The sequence below is a fragment of the Paraburkholderia sp. genome (assembly GCF_049581445.1).
In the GTDB taxonomy this organism is placed as follows: domain Bacteria; phylum Pseudomonadota; class Gammaproteobacteria; order Burkholderiales; family Burkholderiaceae; genus Paraburkholderia.
This window is the reverse complement of sequence record NZ_JBAURZ010000374.1, coordinates 15,299-33,114: the sequence shown is the minus strand read 5'-3', so window position 1 is coordinate 33,114 and position 17,816 is coordinate 15,299. Positions and strand designations below refer to the sequence as shown.

Annotated in this window: 15 protein-coding genes; 5 read left to right on the top strand and 10 right to left on the bottom strand. The window is 61.1% G+C overall.

From position 1 onward, the window contains the following. The 5 genes from WCA85_RS32265 to WCA85_RS32245 all read right to left on the bottom strand — a co-directional run. A partial coding sequence (locus tag WCA85_RS32265) for an acyl-CoA dehydrogenase family protein (RefSeq protein ID WP_424069308.1) occupies window positions 1-748 on the bottom strand: 748 nt, incomplete at its 3' end. 168 nt (window positions 749-916) lie between these two features. After that, on the bottom strand, window positions 917-2,098 hold the full coding sequence (locus WCA85_RS32260; RefSeq protein ID WP_424069306.1) for an acetate/propionate family kinase: 1,182 nt from the start codon (window positions 2,096-2,098) through the stop codon (window positions 917-919). Between the two features lie 4 nt (window positions 2,099-2,102). Next, window positions 2,103-4,433, bottom strand: coding sequence for a phosphoketolase family protein (locus WCA85_RS32255; RefSeq protein ID WP_424069310.1), 2,331 nt, complete (start codon window positions 4,431-4,433; stop codon window positions 2,103-2,105). 401 nt (window positions 4,434-4,834) lie between these two features. Further along, entirely contained in the window at window positions 4,835-5,506 is a 672-nt protein-coding gene (locus tag WCA85_RS32250) for an HAD family hydrolase (RefSeq protein WP_424069304.1), read from the bottom strand. A gap of 184 nt (window positions 5,507-5,690) precedes the next feature. Further along, a complete protein-coding gene (locus tag WCA85_RS32245) occupies window positions 5,691-6,665 on the bottom strand; it encodes a MerR family transcriptional regulator (protein ID WP_424069303.1) in 975 nt (324 codons plus the stop codon). A 306-nt stretch (window positions 6,666-6,971) separates the two neighbouring features. On the opposite strand from WCA85_RS32245, the gene WCA85_RS32240 reads away from it, so the two are divergent. Both WCA85_RS32240 and WCA85_RS32235 read left to right on the top strand, forming a co-directional pair. Further along, window positions 6,972-8,369, top strand: a complete 1,398-nt coding sequence (locus WCA85_RS32240; protein WP_424069301.1) for an MFS transporter — start codon at window positions 6,972-6,974, stop codon at window positions 8,367-8,369. A 502-nt stretch (window positions 8,370-8,871) separates the two neighbouring features. Continuing rightward, on the top strand, window positions 8,872-9,039 hold the full coding sequence (locus WCA85_RS32235) for a hypothetical protein (protein ID WP_424069299.1): 168 nt from the start codon (window positions 8,872-8,874) through the stop codon (window positions 9,037-9,039). 67 nt (window positions 9,040-9,106) lie between these two features. On the opposite strand, the gene WCA85_RS32230 is transcribed toward WCA85_RS32235, so the two are convergent. The 3 genes from WCA85_RS32230 to WCA85_RS32220 form a co-directional block, all read right to left on the bottom strand. Next, window positions 9,107-10,741, bottom strand: coding sequence for an NADP-dependent glyceraldehyde-3-phosphate dehydrogenase (locus tag WCA85_RS32230; protein WP_424069297.1), 1,635 nt, complete (start codon window positions 10,739-10,741; stop codon window positions 9,107-9,109). Between the two features lie 116 nt (window positions 10,742-10,857). After that, window positions 10,858-11,736 carry an MOSC domain-containing protein gene (locus tag WCA85_RS32225; RefSeq protein WP_424069295.1) on the bottom strand — a complete coding sequence of 293 codons (879 nt, stop codon included), beginning with the start codon at window positions 11,734-11,736 and terminating at the stop codon, window positions 10,858-10,860. A 160-nt stretch (window positions 11,737-11,896) separates the two neighbouring features. Next, complete coding sequence (locus tag WCA85_RS32220) at window positions 11,897-12,478, bottom strand: cytochrome b (protein ID WP_424069293.1); 582 nt, start codon at window positions 12,476-12,478, stop codon at window positions 11,897-11,899. A 347-nt stretch (window positions 12,479-12,825) separates the two neighbouring features. Here WCA85_RS32220 and WCA85_RS32215 point away from each other — a divergent pair, with 347 nt between their 5' ends. From WCA85_RS32215 to WCA85_RS32205, 3 genes are all read left to right on the top strand, one after another. Then, window positions 12,826-13,230: a heme-binding protein gene (locus WCA85_RS32215; protein ID WP_424069291.1), complete on the top strand. Its 405-nt coding sequence runs from the start codon at window positions 12,826-12,828 to the stop codon at window positions 13,228-13,230. Window positions 13,231-13,415: 185 nt separating this feature from the next. Further along, window positions 13,416-15,587, top strand: coding sequence for a malate synthase G (locus WCA85_RS32210; protein WP_424069290.1), 2,172 nt, complete (start codon window positions 13,416-13,418; stop codon window positions 15,585-15,587). A 33-nt stretch (window positions 15,588-15,620) separates the two neighbouring features. Next, window positions 15,621-16,277, top strand: a complete 657-nt coding sequence (locus WCA85_RS32205) for a phosphoribosyltransferase (protein WP_424069288.1) — start codon at window positions 15,621-15,623, stop codon at window positions 16,275-16,277. On the opposite strand, the gene galU is transcribed toward WCA85_RS32205, so the two are convergent. Continuing rightward, window positions 16,258-17,151 carry a UTP--glucose-1-phosphate uridylyltransferase GalU gene (galU, locus tag WCA85_RS32200; protein WP_424069286.1) on the bottom strand — a complete coding sequence of 298 codons (894 nt, stop codon included), beginning with the start codon at window positions 17,149-17,151 and terminating at the stop codon, window positions 16,258-16,260. The genes WCA85_RS32205 and galU overlap by 20 nt on opposite strands. Before the next feature lie 244 nt (window positions 17,152-17,395). Further along, window positions 17,396-17,578: a hypothetical protein gene (locus WCA85_RS32195; protein ID WP_424069284.1), complete on the bottom strand. Its 183-nt coding sequence runs from the start codon at window positions 17,576-17,578 to the stop codon at window positions 17,396-17,398. Window positions 17,579-17,816 lie beyond the last annotated feature (238 nt).

The window sequence follows — 17,816 nt, the reverse complement described above, 5'->3', positions numbered from 1 at the left end:
GCCAAAAACCGGCGCGTCTCACATAGGCGTGCGGCGTGCCCACCTGCTGCGCAGGCGTGGCATCGAAATGAACATCGCCGCTTTCCGTCGCGCGCATTCCCACGGCCTGCCAATGCGCGGTGGAGATTGAGATCGACGGCTGCTTCAGTTCAACGGCGACAAGGACAGGCTGATCGTCCATCCATGCGGTCACGAGCGCGTGACTAAGCACGCGTGCGCCCGAACACCACGCCTTCGTACCGTTGAGCAGAAGCGCCCCGCCCCCGCGGTCGTCGCCTTCGCAGCCGTCGCCGTTGCCGTGGTCGGCCTGAGTCGCGACGAGGCGAGCGTCGGGTGCCTCGGCTGCCCATACGCCCCAGCGGGAGCCTGTTTTCACCCCCCCTTGCGCGGCGTGCCCATGCAGTTCGGCGAGAATCGCCAGCGCATCGGTGTGGCCTTCGAACAGTTTAACGAGACCGAGATCGCAGGCCGCGACAGCAGCCAACGCCCGCCAGCGCAACACCGTGCGCCCACTGCCAGGCAACGGCAAACGGTCGTATCCACGCTCGACCATCTGCGTGAGGACGGCGCCCAGCGCCAATGGATCTGCCGGATCGAACGTGGCATCCGCGAGGAAACCTTCGAGCGCCGCCAGTGGATTTTTTACAGAGTCCTGATGATTGATCCCGCAAGGGATTGCGGTTGCGACGGCGCGCTTGCCACGCCGCGTCGCTTCGTGATCCGCTGCACGAACAGGTGTGTCGAGCATCTGGCCTCCCATGACCGCGTCGATTGAACGGCGCGGCAGTACGGAGACTGCAGCGCTAACGACAATCGAGCAAGGCACGTGCCGCGACGCATGAACCGCGGGCTGGGCGCAGGAAGTACCTGTTTCGGAAAAGGAAGCGGCAATGGTGACTGGGTGAGGCGCTCACTCTCAACGCGCACCCTGCTGCAACAACGCCCGGCAATGGCGCGCGATCTGACGCTCTTCCTCAGTGTGCATCGTACGTACCTTGCCAGCGGGATCATCCCCGTGCAGACCGAGAAATTCGAGTCCACTGCATACGCGTCGCCGCACCTCAACGCTGTGCTCGCCGATGCCGCCGGCGAATACCAGCAGGTCAATGCCGCCGAGCAGTGCCGCGTAGGCGCCCACGTATTTGCGTACCGCCGTCGCAAACACATCGACGGCAAGTTCGGCATCCTGATCGCCATCGGCGCTGCGCTTCACGAGCGCCTGCATGTCACCCTCGCCTTGCGTAAAGCCGGCGAGACCACTCTCGCGGTTCAGCAGGGTTTCGAGCGTTTGCGCATCGGGCCGCTCGGTGCGCAGCAAATACAGCAGCACGCCCGGATCGAGATCGCCGCTGCGGGTGGCCATCGGCACGCCGCCGGTTGGCGTCAGTCCCATCGAGGTGTCGACGCTCACACCATCGCGCAACGCACACAAGCTCGATCCATTACCCAGATGCGCAAATACGGCACGCGCGGGCATCTCGTCACCGAGGCGCGTTACCAGCGATTCGTACGACAGTCCATGAAAACCGTAGCGAATCACGCCCGCCTGCGCATAGCGGCGCGGCAGGGCCAACTGCGCGGCGCGCGGCGGCAGCGTCCGGTGAAAGGCGGTGTCGAAGCAGACGAAATGAGTCGCGTCGCTGAAAATCTTGCTGGCCTGATCGATCAACGCGAGCGCAGGCGGAATATGCAGTGGCGCAAAATGCACGGCCTCCTGCAACTGCTGTCTGACTTCCAGTGTCAGGCGCTGATGTTCCCGCAGACGCGGGCCGCCATGCACCACCCGGTGACCGACTGCCGCCGGTCGCGTATGACCGTGCTGCGCCAGCACGCTGGCAAGCTTGTACAACGCGTCAGTCTGCGAGCCCATTGCGTGAGCGCTCTGCATGAGCACGCTGCCGTCGCCGGACTTCACCTGCAAACGACCATCCGCGCGGCCAATGCCTTCCGCACTGCCCTCGAGCAACAGCGTTTCATCACTCGCCGCCGCGCCTTGATCAACCAGATCAGCCTTGAACAGCCCGAATTTGAGTGACGACGAACCGCTGTTCAGGACAAGGATGGTTTGCGTGTCTGATGTGGGTGACGTATTGGGCATCGCGTTATCCCGTCCAGGTCCAGTTGCGGATTTCTTCCTTGTCTATGCCCTCTTCGTGCGCGTACCCGAGATGCTCGATAATCTGGCCGCGCAGCCATTCCTTCACATGATCCCCCACGCCCTGCAAGCCAGGTACCCGGTCGATCACGTCAATCGCGAGCGAAAAACGATCCACCTGGTTGATGATCGCCAGTTCGAGCGGCGTGTTGATGTTGCCTTTCTCGTGATAGCCATGCACGTGGAGATTGTCGTGATTGGCCCGCTTATACGTGAGCTTGTGGACCAGCGACGAATACGAATGGAAGTTGAAGATCACCGGCTTATGCGTCGTAAACAACGAATCGAAATCGCGGTTCGACAAGCCGTGCGGATGTTCGGTATCCGGCATCAGGCGGAACAGGTCCACGACATTGACGAAGCGGATCTTCAGGGTGGGAAACTTCTCCTTCAGAATCTCAACGGCCGCGAGCGACTCCATGGTCGGAATGTCGCCGGCACAGGCCATCACCACGTCCGGTTCGGCGCCGTGGTCAGTGGAGGCCCAATCCCAGATGCCGATGCCCTTCGTGCAATGCGTGACTGCTGCGGCCATATCGAGGTATTGCAGATGCGGCTGCTTGTCAGCAACGATCACATTGACGTAATCGCGTGAGCGCAGGCAATGGTCGGCCACGCTCAAGAGACAATTGGCGTCGGGTGGCAGATAGATGCGCACCACGTTGGGGCTTTTGTTGGTGACCACATCCAGAAAGCCGGGGTCCTGGTGGGTAAAACCGTTGTGATCCTGGCGCCAGACTAGCGACGTAATCAACAGATTGATAGAAGGCACCGGTTGGCGCCATCTGAGTTCGAGCTTCGATTTTTCCAGCCACTTCGCGTGCTGGTTGAACATCGAATCGATCACATGCACGAACGATTCATAGGTCGCGAAGAGACCGTGGCGCCCCGTCAGCACATAGCCTTCGAACCAGCCTTCGAGCGTGTGTTCGCTCAGCATCTCCATCACCCGGCCGTCGACGGACAACTCGCCGCCGTCCGCATCGCTCGGCTCGGTCTGCGCGAGCCAGGTTTTCTCGGAGGCTTCGTAAATCGCAGTCAGGCGGTTGCTGGCCGTCTCGTCCGGGCCGAACACGCGAAAGTCCGCCATATTGCGGCGCATGACCTCGCAGAGGAATTTGCCGAGCACCTCGGTTGGCGACGTGTAGCTCGCAGCCGGCGCAGCCACCGCGATGCCGAACTCGCGAAACGGCGGCATATCCAGCGCCTTGCACAGCAGTCCCCCGTTAGCATGCGGATTGGCGCTGATGCGGCGCGCGCCGACTGGCGCCATCTCGCGCAACTCGGGTATCAGCCGGCCGTTGGCGTCGAACAACTCGTCTGGCCGGTAGCCCTTCATCCAGCTCTCGACCAGCTTCAGGCTGGCCTCGTTGGTGGCCGGGTCGAGAATCGGCACCTGGTGGGCGCGCCACGATCCCTCCACCTTATGACCGTCGACCTCTTTCGGGCCGGTCCAACCTTTAGGAGAGCGCAGCACGATCATAGGCCAGCGTGGCCGCTCGGCATGACCACCGTCGCGCGCTTTCTGCTGGATCGCACGAATCTCGTTGATGCAATGTTCCAGCGTCGCGGCCATTTTCTGGTGCATCTCTTCGTGTTCGTGACCCTCGACGAAATAAGGCTGGTGCCCATAGCCCTTCATGAGGGCCTCCAGTTCGTCACGCGGAATACGGGCAAGAATGGTCGGGTTGGCGATCTTGTAGCCGTTCAGATGCAGCACAGGCAACACCGCGCCGTCACGAACCGGATTGAGAAATTTGTTCGAATGCCACGAGGTGGCGAGCGGGCCGGTCTCCGCTTCACCATCACCCACCATCACAGTCACAATCAGATCGGGATTGTCGAAGGCCGCGCCATAGCCGTGAGACAGGCTGTATCCCAGTTCGCCGCCTTCGTGAATCGAGCCCGGCGTCTCCGGCGTGCAATGCGAGCCAATCCCGCCAGGAAACGAAAACTGCCGGAAAAAACGCCGCATACCGGCTTCGTCCTCGCTACGATCGGGATAGATTTCCGAGTAGCGTCCTTCAAGATAACTGCTGGCGAGCGTGGCAGGTGCGCCATGTCCGGGCCCGGCGATATAGACGACGTTAAGATCGAGCTTTTTGATCAGGCGGTTCAGGTGTACCAACAGGAAACTTTGACCGGGATCGGAGCCCCAGTGGCCAAGCAAGCGCCGCTTGATGTGCTCGGGCCTGAGCGGTTCGCGCAGTAACGGATTGGCGCGCAGGTAAATCATCCCGGCCGCGAGGTAATTGCAGGCGCTCCAGTAGCGATCCATTTTGTGCAGCGTTTCTGGATCCAGTGGAGTTGGGAGCGGGGATGCGGGGACGGGGGCATTCGTGCTGATTTCGGCCATCGGGTCACTCCATGATATGGACTGCCGGCGCACCGAGGCGCGCGGGACGGGCGCACGGACAGGCGCTGATAGCGCATGTCCGCGGATTCATTCAGGTATTGCCATGGTCGCGGGCGCAGGCGTCTTTTTTGTGTCAAACGCGAGGACAGACCTGCACCGGAACCCGCGAGAGAGTACGACTGACTGCCGACTGCTGGGTTCACTGGAGCTGCGAGGGAAAATCAGGAACACGCCTCGCGCGCCTGCTCGAATTCCCGGGCTTCGCAAGCCGCTAACCGGCCTTGTGCAACGGCAATCTCCCGGGCCTTCACCTCCACGGCGCCTTAAGCTGATAACGCATCCAAATCCATGGTAGCCAGTTCGCCGATATGTTCAACTGTCACATCGGCCGCTGGGTACATCGTGAGAGCGGCGGGGTCGTGTGCGTAGTGGCCCTGGCGTGGAAAGACCGTTTTCAGGCGCGTCTTCCAGATCTCTTTCATGGCCGCGAGGATGCGCAGCTTGTCGTCGATCATCACGTAGCGCCGCGCCGGGTAGCGTTGCTCGACTTCGCCGAGCATGTGTTCCTTGTGAACATAGATCAGCACGCGCCCTTCCACCGCGTCCCACAGCCCCGCCTGCTTGATCTTGCGGGGCTGGAACACCACGTCGCCATCCGAGAGAATCACTGTAGGGCCGAGGGTGCGCAGACGCGCCAGCGCGTCGAGCGCGCCGGGGAACACACGGCTTGGGAAGGGATAATCGATCAGGAAGGTTGACATCAGCATCAGCCGCGTGTCGCACTGACGTTCCATCCGGTAGCGTTGCAAGGCCCCGAGGTAATCCGCGTAGCCCAGTTCGCTGCGCAGGGTTTCAAAGATTTCCCAGTACCGGTCGCTGCTCTTGACGCCGAACTCCTCGGTCAGATGGGTGCGCAAATCCGCCACCACGTGATCGTTGTCCAGCAAGGTGTTGTCGACATCGAGCAGAAATACGACTTCTTCAGGCGCGCTCATAGGACGGGCTCCTCCACAGGCGGTTGCGTGTCACGTGATCATACCCGTGGATGAACGAGGACGTCGTTTTTACGCGCGACCAGGCGCCTACCGTGGGGAAGGCGCTGGCATGTGGGAGACGCATCCCTTGCCGATGTCATTTGGCACAGACCCGAGACGATCAGTTATCCAGATCAACTGACATTCAGGTTTCTTCCGGCGCCCACCGTTCTTCACGCGCAACGCGTTCGAGCGCCAGTTCGAACATCGCGCGAGCGCGATTGGCCACTTCCGCCAGGTAGCGATGCAACGCGGCATCGGCCGGCGTGCGCTTCTGGCAGTCGTCGCTGTATTGCTCGAACGCCGACAGTTGCCGCACCAGGTCCGCAAGGTGCCGTGGACACTCGCAGGAAATCGTCGACGACCCACCCGCAATCGCCGCCAGCGTTTCATCGGAATAGCGGCGCGGCGTGCGTGCGTAAATCTCCATGGCGTCGCGCGGCTGCTGCAGCGGCGACAGATCGTGCAGCACCTGCAACGCAAGGTCTTTCTCGAGTGGTTCACGATAAACCCGCACACCGGCATAGCGCAGCGAATTCACGCTGTGTTCCGTGCCGAATGCATACACGACGGCTACCACCTTGGCGTGGTACTTCTCACCCAGCGCCAGCACCGCCTGCACGGCGTCATCCTGTAGTGAGGCCACGTGAATCACCAGCGCATCGGCTTTCAGATCGTGCGCCTGCGCGTCCTTGATGTCGTCGAAGACGGTAAGACGCGGCTGGCTCGCTGCCTGGAGCTGCGGCAGATCGCTGCGCAAACGGCGCGCGAGCGACGTCCCGACGATTACCAGCGTCGACTCCGACACCTTGTCGGTCGGGTCCGGCGGGAAAGCTGCCTCGGCATAGGTGAGTGCTAGCCGGTCGAGCTGGTCGAGTTCCAGTTTCGCAATCGAGCCGATCGCGTGACCGCGTTCGACGAGCTTTTTCAGCAAGATCAGCCGTCGCACATCCTGCGACGAATACAGGCGCTGGCCAGAGGGGGTTTTCGGCGGCGCGACGACTGCGTAGCGCCGCTCCCAGATACGCAACGTCGTGACCGGCATGCGCGCGAGGCGTGCCGCCGCGCCGCTGCGATAACACGGGAGCTGGGTTTTCTCTTCGTCTTCGGAGGCTGTCATGGGCGGGCGAATATTCAAGGCATCACGGTGCGGTAAATCGCGTCATCGTGTGCATTTGAGCCAGATATGACGCGCCAGTGAGGCGCGTCTGTGCAAAGTATAGGCGCCCGTATTGAGACAAACAGGCAACAGCTAGAATATTTATGGAGTCATTTTCGTTTCATCCGAATTCGCGAATCAGGCAGGCTTTCCTCATGCCTCGGTGTTCGCACGCATTGCCCGCACTGGGTGCAGCGTGCGAAATTCCTGCGTGCGAGGAACTCCCCAGGCGCTTAACTTACAAAATCTTTAAAAGAAGAGGCACTCATGTCCACACAAAAGGCAGCCGAAATCGCTGCCCGGTTTGACCGGCTGCCGCCCTCACGCACTGTCTGGACCATGGTGATCCTGATCTCGCTGGGTGGCGTATTCGAGTTTTACGACCTGTTCTTCACGGGATACGTCGCGCCGGGGATGGTGGAATCGGGTCTGTTCAAGCCTGAATCGCTCGGCTTCTTCGCGGTCTTGCAGCCGCTCGCGGTGGCGGGTTTCGGCACCTTCGTGTTCGCCACCTTCGCAGGGCTGTGGATCGGCACGGTGGCGTTCGGCTTCGTCGCCGATCGCTTTGGGCGCCGCGTCGTCTTCACCTGGTCGCTGCTCTGGTACATGGTCTGCACCATCATCATGGCGTTCCAGACTTCGGGCTTCGCGCTCGATATCTGGCGCCTGATTGCCGGCATCGGGATCGGCGTGGAGCTGGTGACCATCGACACCTATATTTCAGAGCTGATCCCCAGTGGCGAGCGCGGCCGCGCCTACGCGGTCAACCAGTTCATCACCTTCTCGGTGGTGCCGCTGGTCGCGTTCCTTGCCTATGCGCTCAAAGGTACGCATCCGTTTGGCCTCGAATACTGGCGCGTCGTGATTCTGATCGGCTCGGTCGGGGCGGTCATTGTCTGGATTCTGCGGCGCAGGATTCCTGAGAGTCCGCGCTGGCTCGCCCGTCACGGCCGGCTGGAAGAAGCGGAGCGAATTGTCGCGGAGATCGAACGCCGCGTCACAGCCGAAAAAGGCGTCGCGCTACTCGCGCCGCAAGCGGTGTCACCCGAGCAGAGAGGCACGGGCTCGTACAAGGAAATTTTCGGGCCGCGCTATCGGACCCGCACGATCATCCTGTCAATCTTCAACATGGCACAGGTAATCGGTTTCTACGGCTTTGCCGCGTGGGTGCCGACGCTGCTGATCCATCGCGGCATCCACGTCACGGCAAGCCTCGGCTATGCGTTCGTGATTGCCATTGCCAATCCGTTCGGCCCGCTTATCGGCGTATGGTTTGCCGACAAGCTGGAGCGCAAGACGCAGATCATTGGTGGCCTCATGACGATGGCGGTGGTCATTGCGCTGTTCTCGCAGGTGTCCGCGCCGACGCTACTGATCGTTCTCGGCGTGCTGTTCACGCTCGCATCCAACATCATGTCTTACGCTTACCACGGCTATCAGGCTGAACTGTTTCCCACCCGCGTACGAGCGCGAGCGATCGGCTTTGTCTATTCGTGGAGCCGGATTTCGGCAGCATTTGCGGGCCTCGCCATTGGCGTTCTTCTGCACGGCTATGGCGTGGCTGGCGTAGCGGTATTCATCGGCGTGTCGATGCTGGTGGGAATCTGCATGATCCTGCTAGGACCGTCGACGCGCGGGCTGGCGCTCGAAACCATCAGTCATTGATGGCGCTGCGTGCTGGCTACCTGTCTATCAGGCGTGCTGCGCCAAAAGAAAGGCCCGGCGGTGCGCCGGGCCTGCAAAGGTTGACCCGAAGCAAAGGCCTGGGACAACTGGACGTGACTGACGAGGTGCTACAGGGGGCGCCGAGAACTTGATCCGGGGGAGACCAAAGTCCGCGGCAAGCTGGCAATGTATGCGCCGTACCTTAAAGGAGGCTTAAAGAAAGCTTGAGTGCGCAAGCAATCTGCGGTGCCATCATGAGCTATTGAACCGGCACGCCTTCGCTTGAATCGGTCACCACGGGTCCTTTACTCCCGGCACGGCAAAGTCTGCAGCGCTTGCGCAAACATCGCTTCACGGCTAGCCGTACCCAATCGGTCAATGTGGTTTAAGCTTCACGTCGTACGTTGCAAAAATTACGGCGCAGTACGCTCACGCATGGGGCGTCTCGCGCTCGCATTTACGGCTTGCCTCGGCGCAGGCGCACCTGAACGGACGAGCCTTGATGAATGAATCTGAAAGCCGGGCATCGAACACGCTCCCGACCGCGCGGGACGCCCGCACTTCGCATCGCACGCTCTGGGTGGTCTTGCTGACGCTGCCTGTCACCATCGTTGCGCTCGCCATCGCGCTAGGCGCATTCGGTCTGCTGTTACGCTTGTTCCGAGCGTAAATGAGGGGCGCAAGTTAGCCGCACTAACCACCGGGACTCAACACCGGCCCTCACGGCGCCCTCCCGCCTAGAAAATAAAGCCAGTGTTGATGAATTTCGACGTGTGCCCGGTCACGATCGCATCGAGCAACGCCTTGCTGCTTTCCGTCTGCTTGGCTGCAATCATTGAACGGATCGAAAACGCCCGCAGCGCATCGGTCACAGACAAGGTCCCTTCCGCCGAATCCTTACGCCCCGCAAACGGAAACACATCCGGCCCGCGCTGACACTGGCAATTGATATTCACGCGGCACACCTGATTGACGAGCGGGTCCACCAGCTCGCCGATCACGGCTGGATCCGAGCCGAAGATACTGACCTGCTGGCCATGCTCGGAGGTCGTGACATAGTCCAGCGCAGCATCGAGATCGTCGAAAGGCGTGACCGGGATGATCGGTCCGAACTGCTCCTCGCGGTACAGCATCATGCCTTCGGTGACGGGATAAACCACCGCCGGATAAAACAGCGTCTTGCAGAACACCCCGCCACCCTCGTTGATCACATGCGCACCTTTGGCTTTCGCGTCGTCGATCGCCTCGGTCATATAGGCGGTGCGATGCATGCCAGGCAATGGCGTAATCGACACGCCTGGCTCCCACGGCATGCCAACCTTCAGCTTCGCCAGTTCCGCGCTAAAGTGCTGCAGAAACTGATCGACGATGGAGCGATGCACAATCAGCATCTTGAGCGCCGTGCAACGCTGTCCATTGAACGATAGCGCGCCGAGCACGCATTCCTTGACGGCAAGATCAAGGTCCGCATCCGGCAGGACGATGGCGGCATTCTTGGCGTCGAGCCCCAGCACCGCGCGCAGCCGGTGCGACTTGGGGTGCTGTTTCTTCAGATGGTCCGCCACCTTGCTCGATCCGATCAGCGCCAGGATGCTGACTTTTCCGGAGGCCAGCATGTACGGCACCACCACCGCGCCAGGCGCGTAAATGGTATTGATCACGCCTTTGGGGAAAGCGTCACGAAACGCTTCGAGCAGCGGGTAGAACAGCAAGGTGCCGTATTGAGGTGGCTTGAAAACGACCGTGTTGCCCATCAGGAGCGCCGGGATCAGTGTCGCGAACGTTTCATTGAGCGGATAGTTATACGGTCCCATGCACAACACGACGCCAATCGGCGTGCGACGGATCTGCCCAATCGTGCCCTCGACGATCACGAAGCGCGAGCTGCTGTTATCGAGCTCTTTGAGGGCGTCGATGGTGGCGAGCATATACGTGACCGTGCGGTCGAATTCCTTTTGCGAATCCGCGAGACTCTTGCCGATCTCCCACATGATCAGATTCACGATCAGGCTGCGTTGCGCCACCATGCGCTTGATGAAATCGTGCATGCAGTCGATGCGCTGGGCTACGGTCATGGTTGGCCATTCGCCGCGGCCTGAGTCGTAAGCCTGCACGGCGGCGTCCAGCGCGGCGTCGCTTTCCGCTGCGCCCATCACCGGATAGCTGCCAATCTCGACCTGCGCCACCTCGCCATCGGCCTGCTGCACGCAGACCGGCGACAGCACGGTCTTGCAGGCGCCATCCCAGCTTCTCAACTCACCGTTGACGAGTGACACGCGCTGATGAATCGGCGCTGCGAGGCGAACGTCGGGGGCAATCGTGTCGGCGGCGGGAAACAGTTGCTTCAAACTTTCAACGCTGATCGTCGACATGGCGTTTCCTTCGATGGTTGGACTTCGCACACGAGGCTGCGCTTTCAGTCTAGTCAAAGATTGCGGGCCACGTCACGCTGATACCCTTGCCGCTTCGTGCGCGGGATGCCGCACGGTCAATCGCCGAAGCCTAACTCCGCTTCGACGGCCTGGCCGAGCGAGAGCAGTGCGCCCTCGCCCGCGGCAACGATCGCGTTTTGCCCGAATGTCAACGCGCCGCCCAGCCGCGCGTTGCCGCGATAGGCGCCCATCGTGTCCAACGGCTCGTTTGGCCAGTCGGAATTGGGCGCGCCAGTAGCCTGGTCGAGGGTGGGAATCGGGCACCGCGCGCAGGGTTTGACGAGGTTCAGCTGCACCGCCTCTTCCACGACCACATGCGGCAGGATCGTGACGCGCTCCACGTAGTCTTCTTCGTAGGCGTCCAGACCTGCTAGCACCAGATTGGGCCGAAAGCGGTTCATTGGGACCGACGGCGCGCCCTTGCCGTTAAGCCGCGCGTTCAGGTCCTCAAGCGAGGCCTCGCCGATCACCAGTAGCGGAAAGCCGTCGGAAAACTGTGCGGTGGCCTGAATTTCGCCCGTCCAGCGCAGGTCCGCGACCCGCGGCACTGAAGGATCGAAGCGCAACAGCCGAGCGGGTTCGCCAAGGAACGCGGAAAACCAGGCTGCCGTGTCCGCGCCCGTATCAAACGCCTGCACGGTATCGTCCCAGATGGTGGCGGTGACGCGCTCCGCTGCCTCCAGCTCGCCAATGGCTAGCGGCGTACGCAATTCGGCCATGCCGGGCGCCGACACGATCAGCTCACGCTCGCCCAATGCGACTTTCACGAGCGCAAGCCGGCCATGGCTGCGTTGCGTCAGCATGCGTCCGGCCGGGTCGGTCACCATCCAGTTGCGGTCGTATTCAAGGCCGGTGGGCAGGAGCCGCGCCGCAGTCAACGCGATACCAGCGCACGATTTGATGGGGTAGACATAAAGACCGCTAATGGAGGGCATGGCGAGCACGGAATCATGGAAGTGACCAGAGACCGATTGTAAACGGCCCCGCGTCGCCGCAAAAAAAGCCGTTTGGGGCCGCGCCGGCGCTTTCGCCCGGCAAGCAGCGTCCACACAGACCGCCATGACAGCGCACACGCGCTCATCCCGGCTTGACCACTCAGCGCTTCGCCGCCCGTCCCGTCATACGTCCCAGCACGTCGACACGCTGGATCAACTGGTGGTACACGACTGCCAGCACATGTCCCGCGATCAGCGCGTAGGTCAGGAACGCGAGCCAGTAATGAATGCGCGAACCGAGGTGGCCCAACGCCTTATCCTGCGGCACCACGGCGGGCACCTGGAACAGCCAGAACCAGTTCACAGGATGGCCCCCGCCATAGGAGTTGATATAGCCGCTGATCGGCATGGCGAACAGGATCACATACAGCAGCCCATGACCGATATGCGCGAGTGTCTGCTCGAAAGCCGGAATGCTTTGCGGCAACGGTGGCGCCGTGCCCGATAGCCGCGTAAAAACGCGGATCAGGGTCAGCAGCAAGATGGTCAGGCCGATCGACTTGTGAAAATTCACCCAGCTGCCGCGCGTCGGGTCATGCCGGTCCATTGTCGTCATGTACCACGCAACGGGGATTATGACGAACATGCACAATGCGGTAAGCCAGTGCAGCACACGTAACCCAAAGCTGTAGACGAGGCTTGTGGGTGGCAACGCTGAAATGGAATGTGAGGGGCGGGACATGGTAAGCGCCTTTCAAAGTCGATTGACCAGAGCCTGATAAAAGAACGCGGCAGCCGAATTTGCGATCTCGAGCGCATTATGCCCAACTCACCAGACCGGGTGCAGTTTGTGGTACCTCCGACGGCGCTTGGTCGTAAAATTAAGCCACACGACGTAAAGGCAAGTCCTCGACCGGCGGCACGCCTGCACCGTTTTGAAGCGGAACGCCCTCTTCAGCCCGCCTTGCAGCGCGATATCCACGCAGCTACAGCGTGGTGGCACGAGTGGGTCCAGGGGCGGTGCCCAGTGCGTCAAAGAATCGAACGTATCGAAGAATTACTACCCTCAACCTGAACAGGAAATTCATTATGCTGACGAAATCCGTGCTGAGCGTTGCCGAAACCACGCAGATTCTGGACACCGCACGCGCCGAAGCCGAGAAGAACAAATGGGCCGTCGCCATCGCAGTGGTCGACGATGGCGGCCACCTGCTTGCCCTGCTGCGGCTCGACGGCTGCGCGCCAATCGGCGCCTACATCGCCACGGAGAAAGCACGCACGGCCGCACTGGGCCGGCGCGAATCGAAGCAGTACGAAGACATGATCAATGGCGGCCGCACCGCGTTTCTGAGCGCGCCGCTTGCAGGCACGCTCGAAGGCGGTGTGCCGGTGATCGTCGACGGCCAGGTGATTGGCGCGGTCGGTGTATCGGGTGTGAAGGCGGATCAGGACGCGCAGGTCGCCAAGGCGGGTGCCACCGCGCTCAACGGGTGAAGCTCAACGGTTGAATGCCGTCAGCCACGGCAACCAACCGCAGAGCAGTGAGCGCAACACCGCAACGAACCGCGCAACAGTCAACGCAGCAAACAGCGCAGACGGGCAGTCAATCAACACCGAAGCAAAACGACGCAAAGGCCGGTGACCCCACATCGGCCCAGCCAAAACAGATGGAGCAGTCCATGACTCAGATGACCAAGGCAAGCGGACTGCAGGTAGCCGCGAATCTCTTCCAGTTTGTCGAACAGGAGGCCCTACCGGGCACCGGTGTCGATAGCAAGGCCTTCTGGAGCGGGTTCGATGCGCTCGTGCACGACCTCGCTCCGAAGAACCGCGCACTGCTGGCCGAGCGCGATCGCCTGCAAAGCGAACTCGATCAGTGGCACCGCGCCCACCCGGGACCGGTGCGCGATCTGCCCGCTTATCGCAGCTTCCTCGAAAGCATCGGCTATATCGTGCCGGTGCCCGCCAGCGTGAACGCCACGACCGACCACGTGGACCGCGAAATCGCCGAACAGGCCGGCCCGCAACTGGTCGTGCCGCTGTCGAACCAGCGCTACGCGCTCAACGCTGCCAATGCGCGTTGGGGCAGTCTGTACGACGCGCTGTACGGCACGGACGCGATTCCCGAAACCGGTGGCGCCGAGAAGCAAAAAGCGTTCAATCCGGTGCGCGGCGCCGCGGTGATCGCCTATGCCCGCAAATTTCTCGACGAAGCCGCGCCGCTCGCAAACGGCTCGCACGTGGACGCCACACGTTATAGCGTCGAAGGCGGCAAGCTGGTCGTCACGTTGAAGAGCGGTAGCACGGGGCTGAAAACACCGGCGCAGTTTATCGGCTATCACGGCGAAGCGAGTGCGCCGTCTGCTGTACTGCTCAAGCACAACGGCCTGCACTTCGAGATCCAGATCGACGCCAACGATTCGATTGGCAAGACTGATGCCGCACACGTCAAGGACGTGCTGATGGAAGCGGCAGTGAGCACGATCATCGATTGCGAAGACTCGGTGGCAGCGGTCGACGCAGACGACAAGGTTCAGCTCTACCGCAACTGGCTCGGCCTGATGAACGGCGACCTCGCCGAAGAGGTCACGAAGAACGGCAAGACCTTTACCCGGCGTCTGAACGCGGATCGCGAATATACCGGCGCAGATGGCTCGAACGTGAAGCTGCATGGCCGCTCGTTGCTGTTTATCCGCAACGTCGGCCATCTGATGACCAACCCGTCGGTGGTCGATCGCGACGGCAATGAGATTCCGGAAGGCATCCTCGACGCGGTCATTACCTCGCTGTGCGCGCTGCATGATCGCCAGCACAAGCTCAACTCGCGCACCGGCTCGATCTATATCGTCAAGCCGAAGATGCATGGCCCTGCCGAAGTCGCGTTTGCGAGCGAACTGTTTGCCCGTGTCGAAGACCTGCTGGGACTCGAGCGCAACACGATCAAGATGGGCATCATGGATGAGGAGCGCCGCACCAGCGTGAACCTCGCTGCGTGCATCGCGCAGGCGTCGGAACGCGTGGCGTTCATCAACACGGGCTTTCTCGACCGCACTGGTGACGAGATGCATACCGCGATGGAAGCCGGCCCGATGCTGCGCAAGGGCGATATGAAATCCACCGCCTGGATCAGCGCCTATGAGCGAAGCAACGTGCTGGTGGGTCTCGCCGCTGGCCTGCGCGGCCGCGCACAGATTGGCAAGGGCATGTGGGCCATGCCGGATCTGATGCACGCGATGCTTGAGCAGAAGATCGCTCATCCGAAGGCAGGCGCCAATACCGCGTGGGTTCCCTCGCCGACCGCCGCCACGCTGCACGCGCTGCACTACCATCAGGTGGACGTGCAGGCGGTGCAGAAGGATCTGGAAAAAATCGATCTGACGAGCGTGCGGGACGAACTGCTCAATGGCCTGCTGACCATTCCGGTGGTCGAAGCCGCGAAGTGGAACGCTGACGAAATCCGTCAGGAAGTTGAAAACAACGCGCAAGGCATTCTCGGCTACGTGGTGCGTTGGGTCGACCAGGGCGTCGGCTGTTCGAAGGTGCCGGACATCAACAACATCGGCTTGATGGAAGACCGCGCAACACTGCGTATCTCCAGCCAGCACATCGCCAACTGGATGCATCACGGCGTGGTGACGCGCGAACTGGTGCAGGAAACGTTCGAGCGTATGGCCAAGGTGGTGGATCAGCAGAATGCGGACGACCCTCATTACAAGCCGATGGCGCCGGATTTCGATGCTTCGCTCGCGTTCAAGGCGGCGTGTGCGCTGGTGTATGAAGGGCGTCAACAGCCGAGCGGCTATACCGAGCCGTTGCTGCACAAATTCCGGCTCGAGGTGAAGAAGGCTTGATGCATTGGGGCTAGCTTCGCGTAGTCGCACGTCATGGACCGCATTTTCGCCAATCGCATGGAAGCTGGCCGAGCGCTCGGCCAGCTTCTGCGAGCGTATGCGAAACGCGAGGACGTGATTGTGCTCGCGTTACCGCGCGGCGGTGTGCCCGTGGCGTTTGAGGTTGCTGCCGCGCTAAAGGCGCCGCTCGATCTGCTGATGGTGCGCAAGCTCGGCGTGCCATGGCAGGAAGAACTGGCGATGGGTGCGCTTGCCTCGGGCGGCGCGCTTTACGTAGATCGCCGGCTGATGCGCGAAGCCGACGTCAGCGAGCCCGAATTCGAACGGGTGCTCGCCGAGGCCAGGCTCGAACTGGCGCGGCGCGAAACCCTTTACCGCGCTGAACACCCAGCAGCAGACGTAACCGCGCGCATCGCGATCGTGGTGGACGACGGCATGGCGACCGGCGCCACCTTGCACGCGGCAGTACGCGCCTTGCGCAGCCGCGCGCCGGCGAAGATTGTGGTGGCGCTGCCCGTCGCGCCACCCGATGGACGAGCAAGGCTGGGCGACGCCATCGACGAATACGTCTGTGCAATGACGCCGCGCATGTTTTTCAGCGTCGGACAGTTCTATCGGGACTTCGACGAAACGACCGACGACGACGTCCGTACCCTGCTCGCCTCAGCATTCAAGCCGCAGCGGCCGTGAGATGGACCGGCAGATAGCTCTGCAGATACTCCTCGAAATCCGCTTTCACTTCCGGATGACGCAGCGCAAATTCGACGGTCGCCTTCAGATAGCCGAGCTTGCTGCCGCAATCGAAGCGGGTGCCAAAGTACCGGTAGGCCAGCACCTGTTCCTCGGCGAGCAGCGACTGCAGCGCGTCGGTCAGTTGCAGTTCGCCGCCAGCACCCGGCTTGAGCGCGCGGATATGCTTGAAGATGGTCGGCATCAACACGTAGCGGCCCACCACACCAAGATTCGACGGGGCCTTGTCCGGCGCCGGCTTCTCTACGATACCTGAGAGCTTGATCACATCTTCTTCCCACTCGCGGCCGTCCACCACGCCGTACGAGCGGCTGTCTTCACGCGCGATGGTTTCCACGCCCACCACCGAGCTATGATAGTGGTTGAAGACGTTGACGAGCTGCGTCATGACCGGCTGCGTGCTGTGCAGCAGGTCGTCGGCGAGCATCACAGCGAACGGGCTGTCGCCCACCAGTTTCTCAGCGCACATGACCGCGTGACCGAGGCCGAGCGCCTCGGCCTGACGCACATAAAAGCAGTCGACGTTTGCCGGCTTGATACCGCGCACGAGTTCGAGCAATTGCGCCTTGCCGCGCGCTTCCAGTTCGGATTCGATCTCATAGGACTTGTCGAAGTGATCTTCAATCGCCCGCTTGCTGCGGCCAGTGACAAAAATCATCTCGGTGATGCCAGCAGCGATGGCCTCTTCCACAGCGTACTGGATCAGAGGCTTGTCGACGATGGGCAGCATCTCCTTGGGACTGGCCTTGGTGGCCGGCAGGAACCGTGTCCCGAGACCTGCGACCGGAAACACGGCTTTGGTGACTTTCAGCATGGTATGCATTCCCACATCGGTTGTTGAACTGGTGTGATTCGCCTCACAGGCGGCGAAATAATCGGATACGGATCTTTCTAAAATCTAATTCAGCTTTCGATAAAATTAAAGCCGATATTTTTAAAAAAATTTCTCAGGCTCTGGCTTATTCTTTTCGAATGGATTGGCAGGCAACGATTTCGTCGTGTGCCGACGCTGCGGCACAACTTTTACGCTTGCTCACACGCCCAGATTTCATTGAGGCTTAGGGCGAGCGCCCGTAGGAAGAAGCCTGCGGCACCTCCTCCTCGTTATCGTCGACAGGCGGCATCCTGGCTGGGTTGATCCGGACGCGACCGATCGGCTCGTTACGCAGCGCCTCGCGATAAGCCGATGCAGCCACCAGTATCAGGAGCACGGCAATGCCGGCGAGCAGATGCAGGTTCATGGCTCCACCTCGGTTAGAAGAATCAGAGCGTCAAACTATCATGAAAAAAACGGCAAATAATTCGCGCATTGGCTCGCTTCATTTTTTGATTACAAATCGTCACAAATTCGGCGGCAAAACAGTATTTAACAACGATTTTTTATTCAATTATTTGCTTGCCCACTGAACTACGATGATCGTGCGGCCGGAGTGCGCGCGAGCGAATGTTTTGTCAATGCCGCTCCTGGCTAGACCCGCA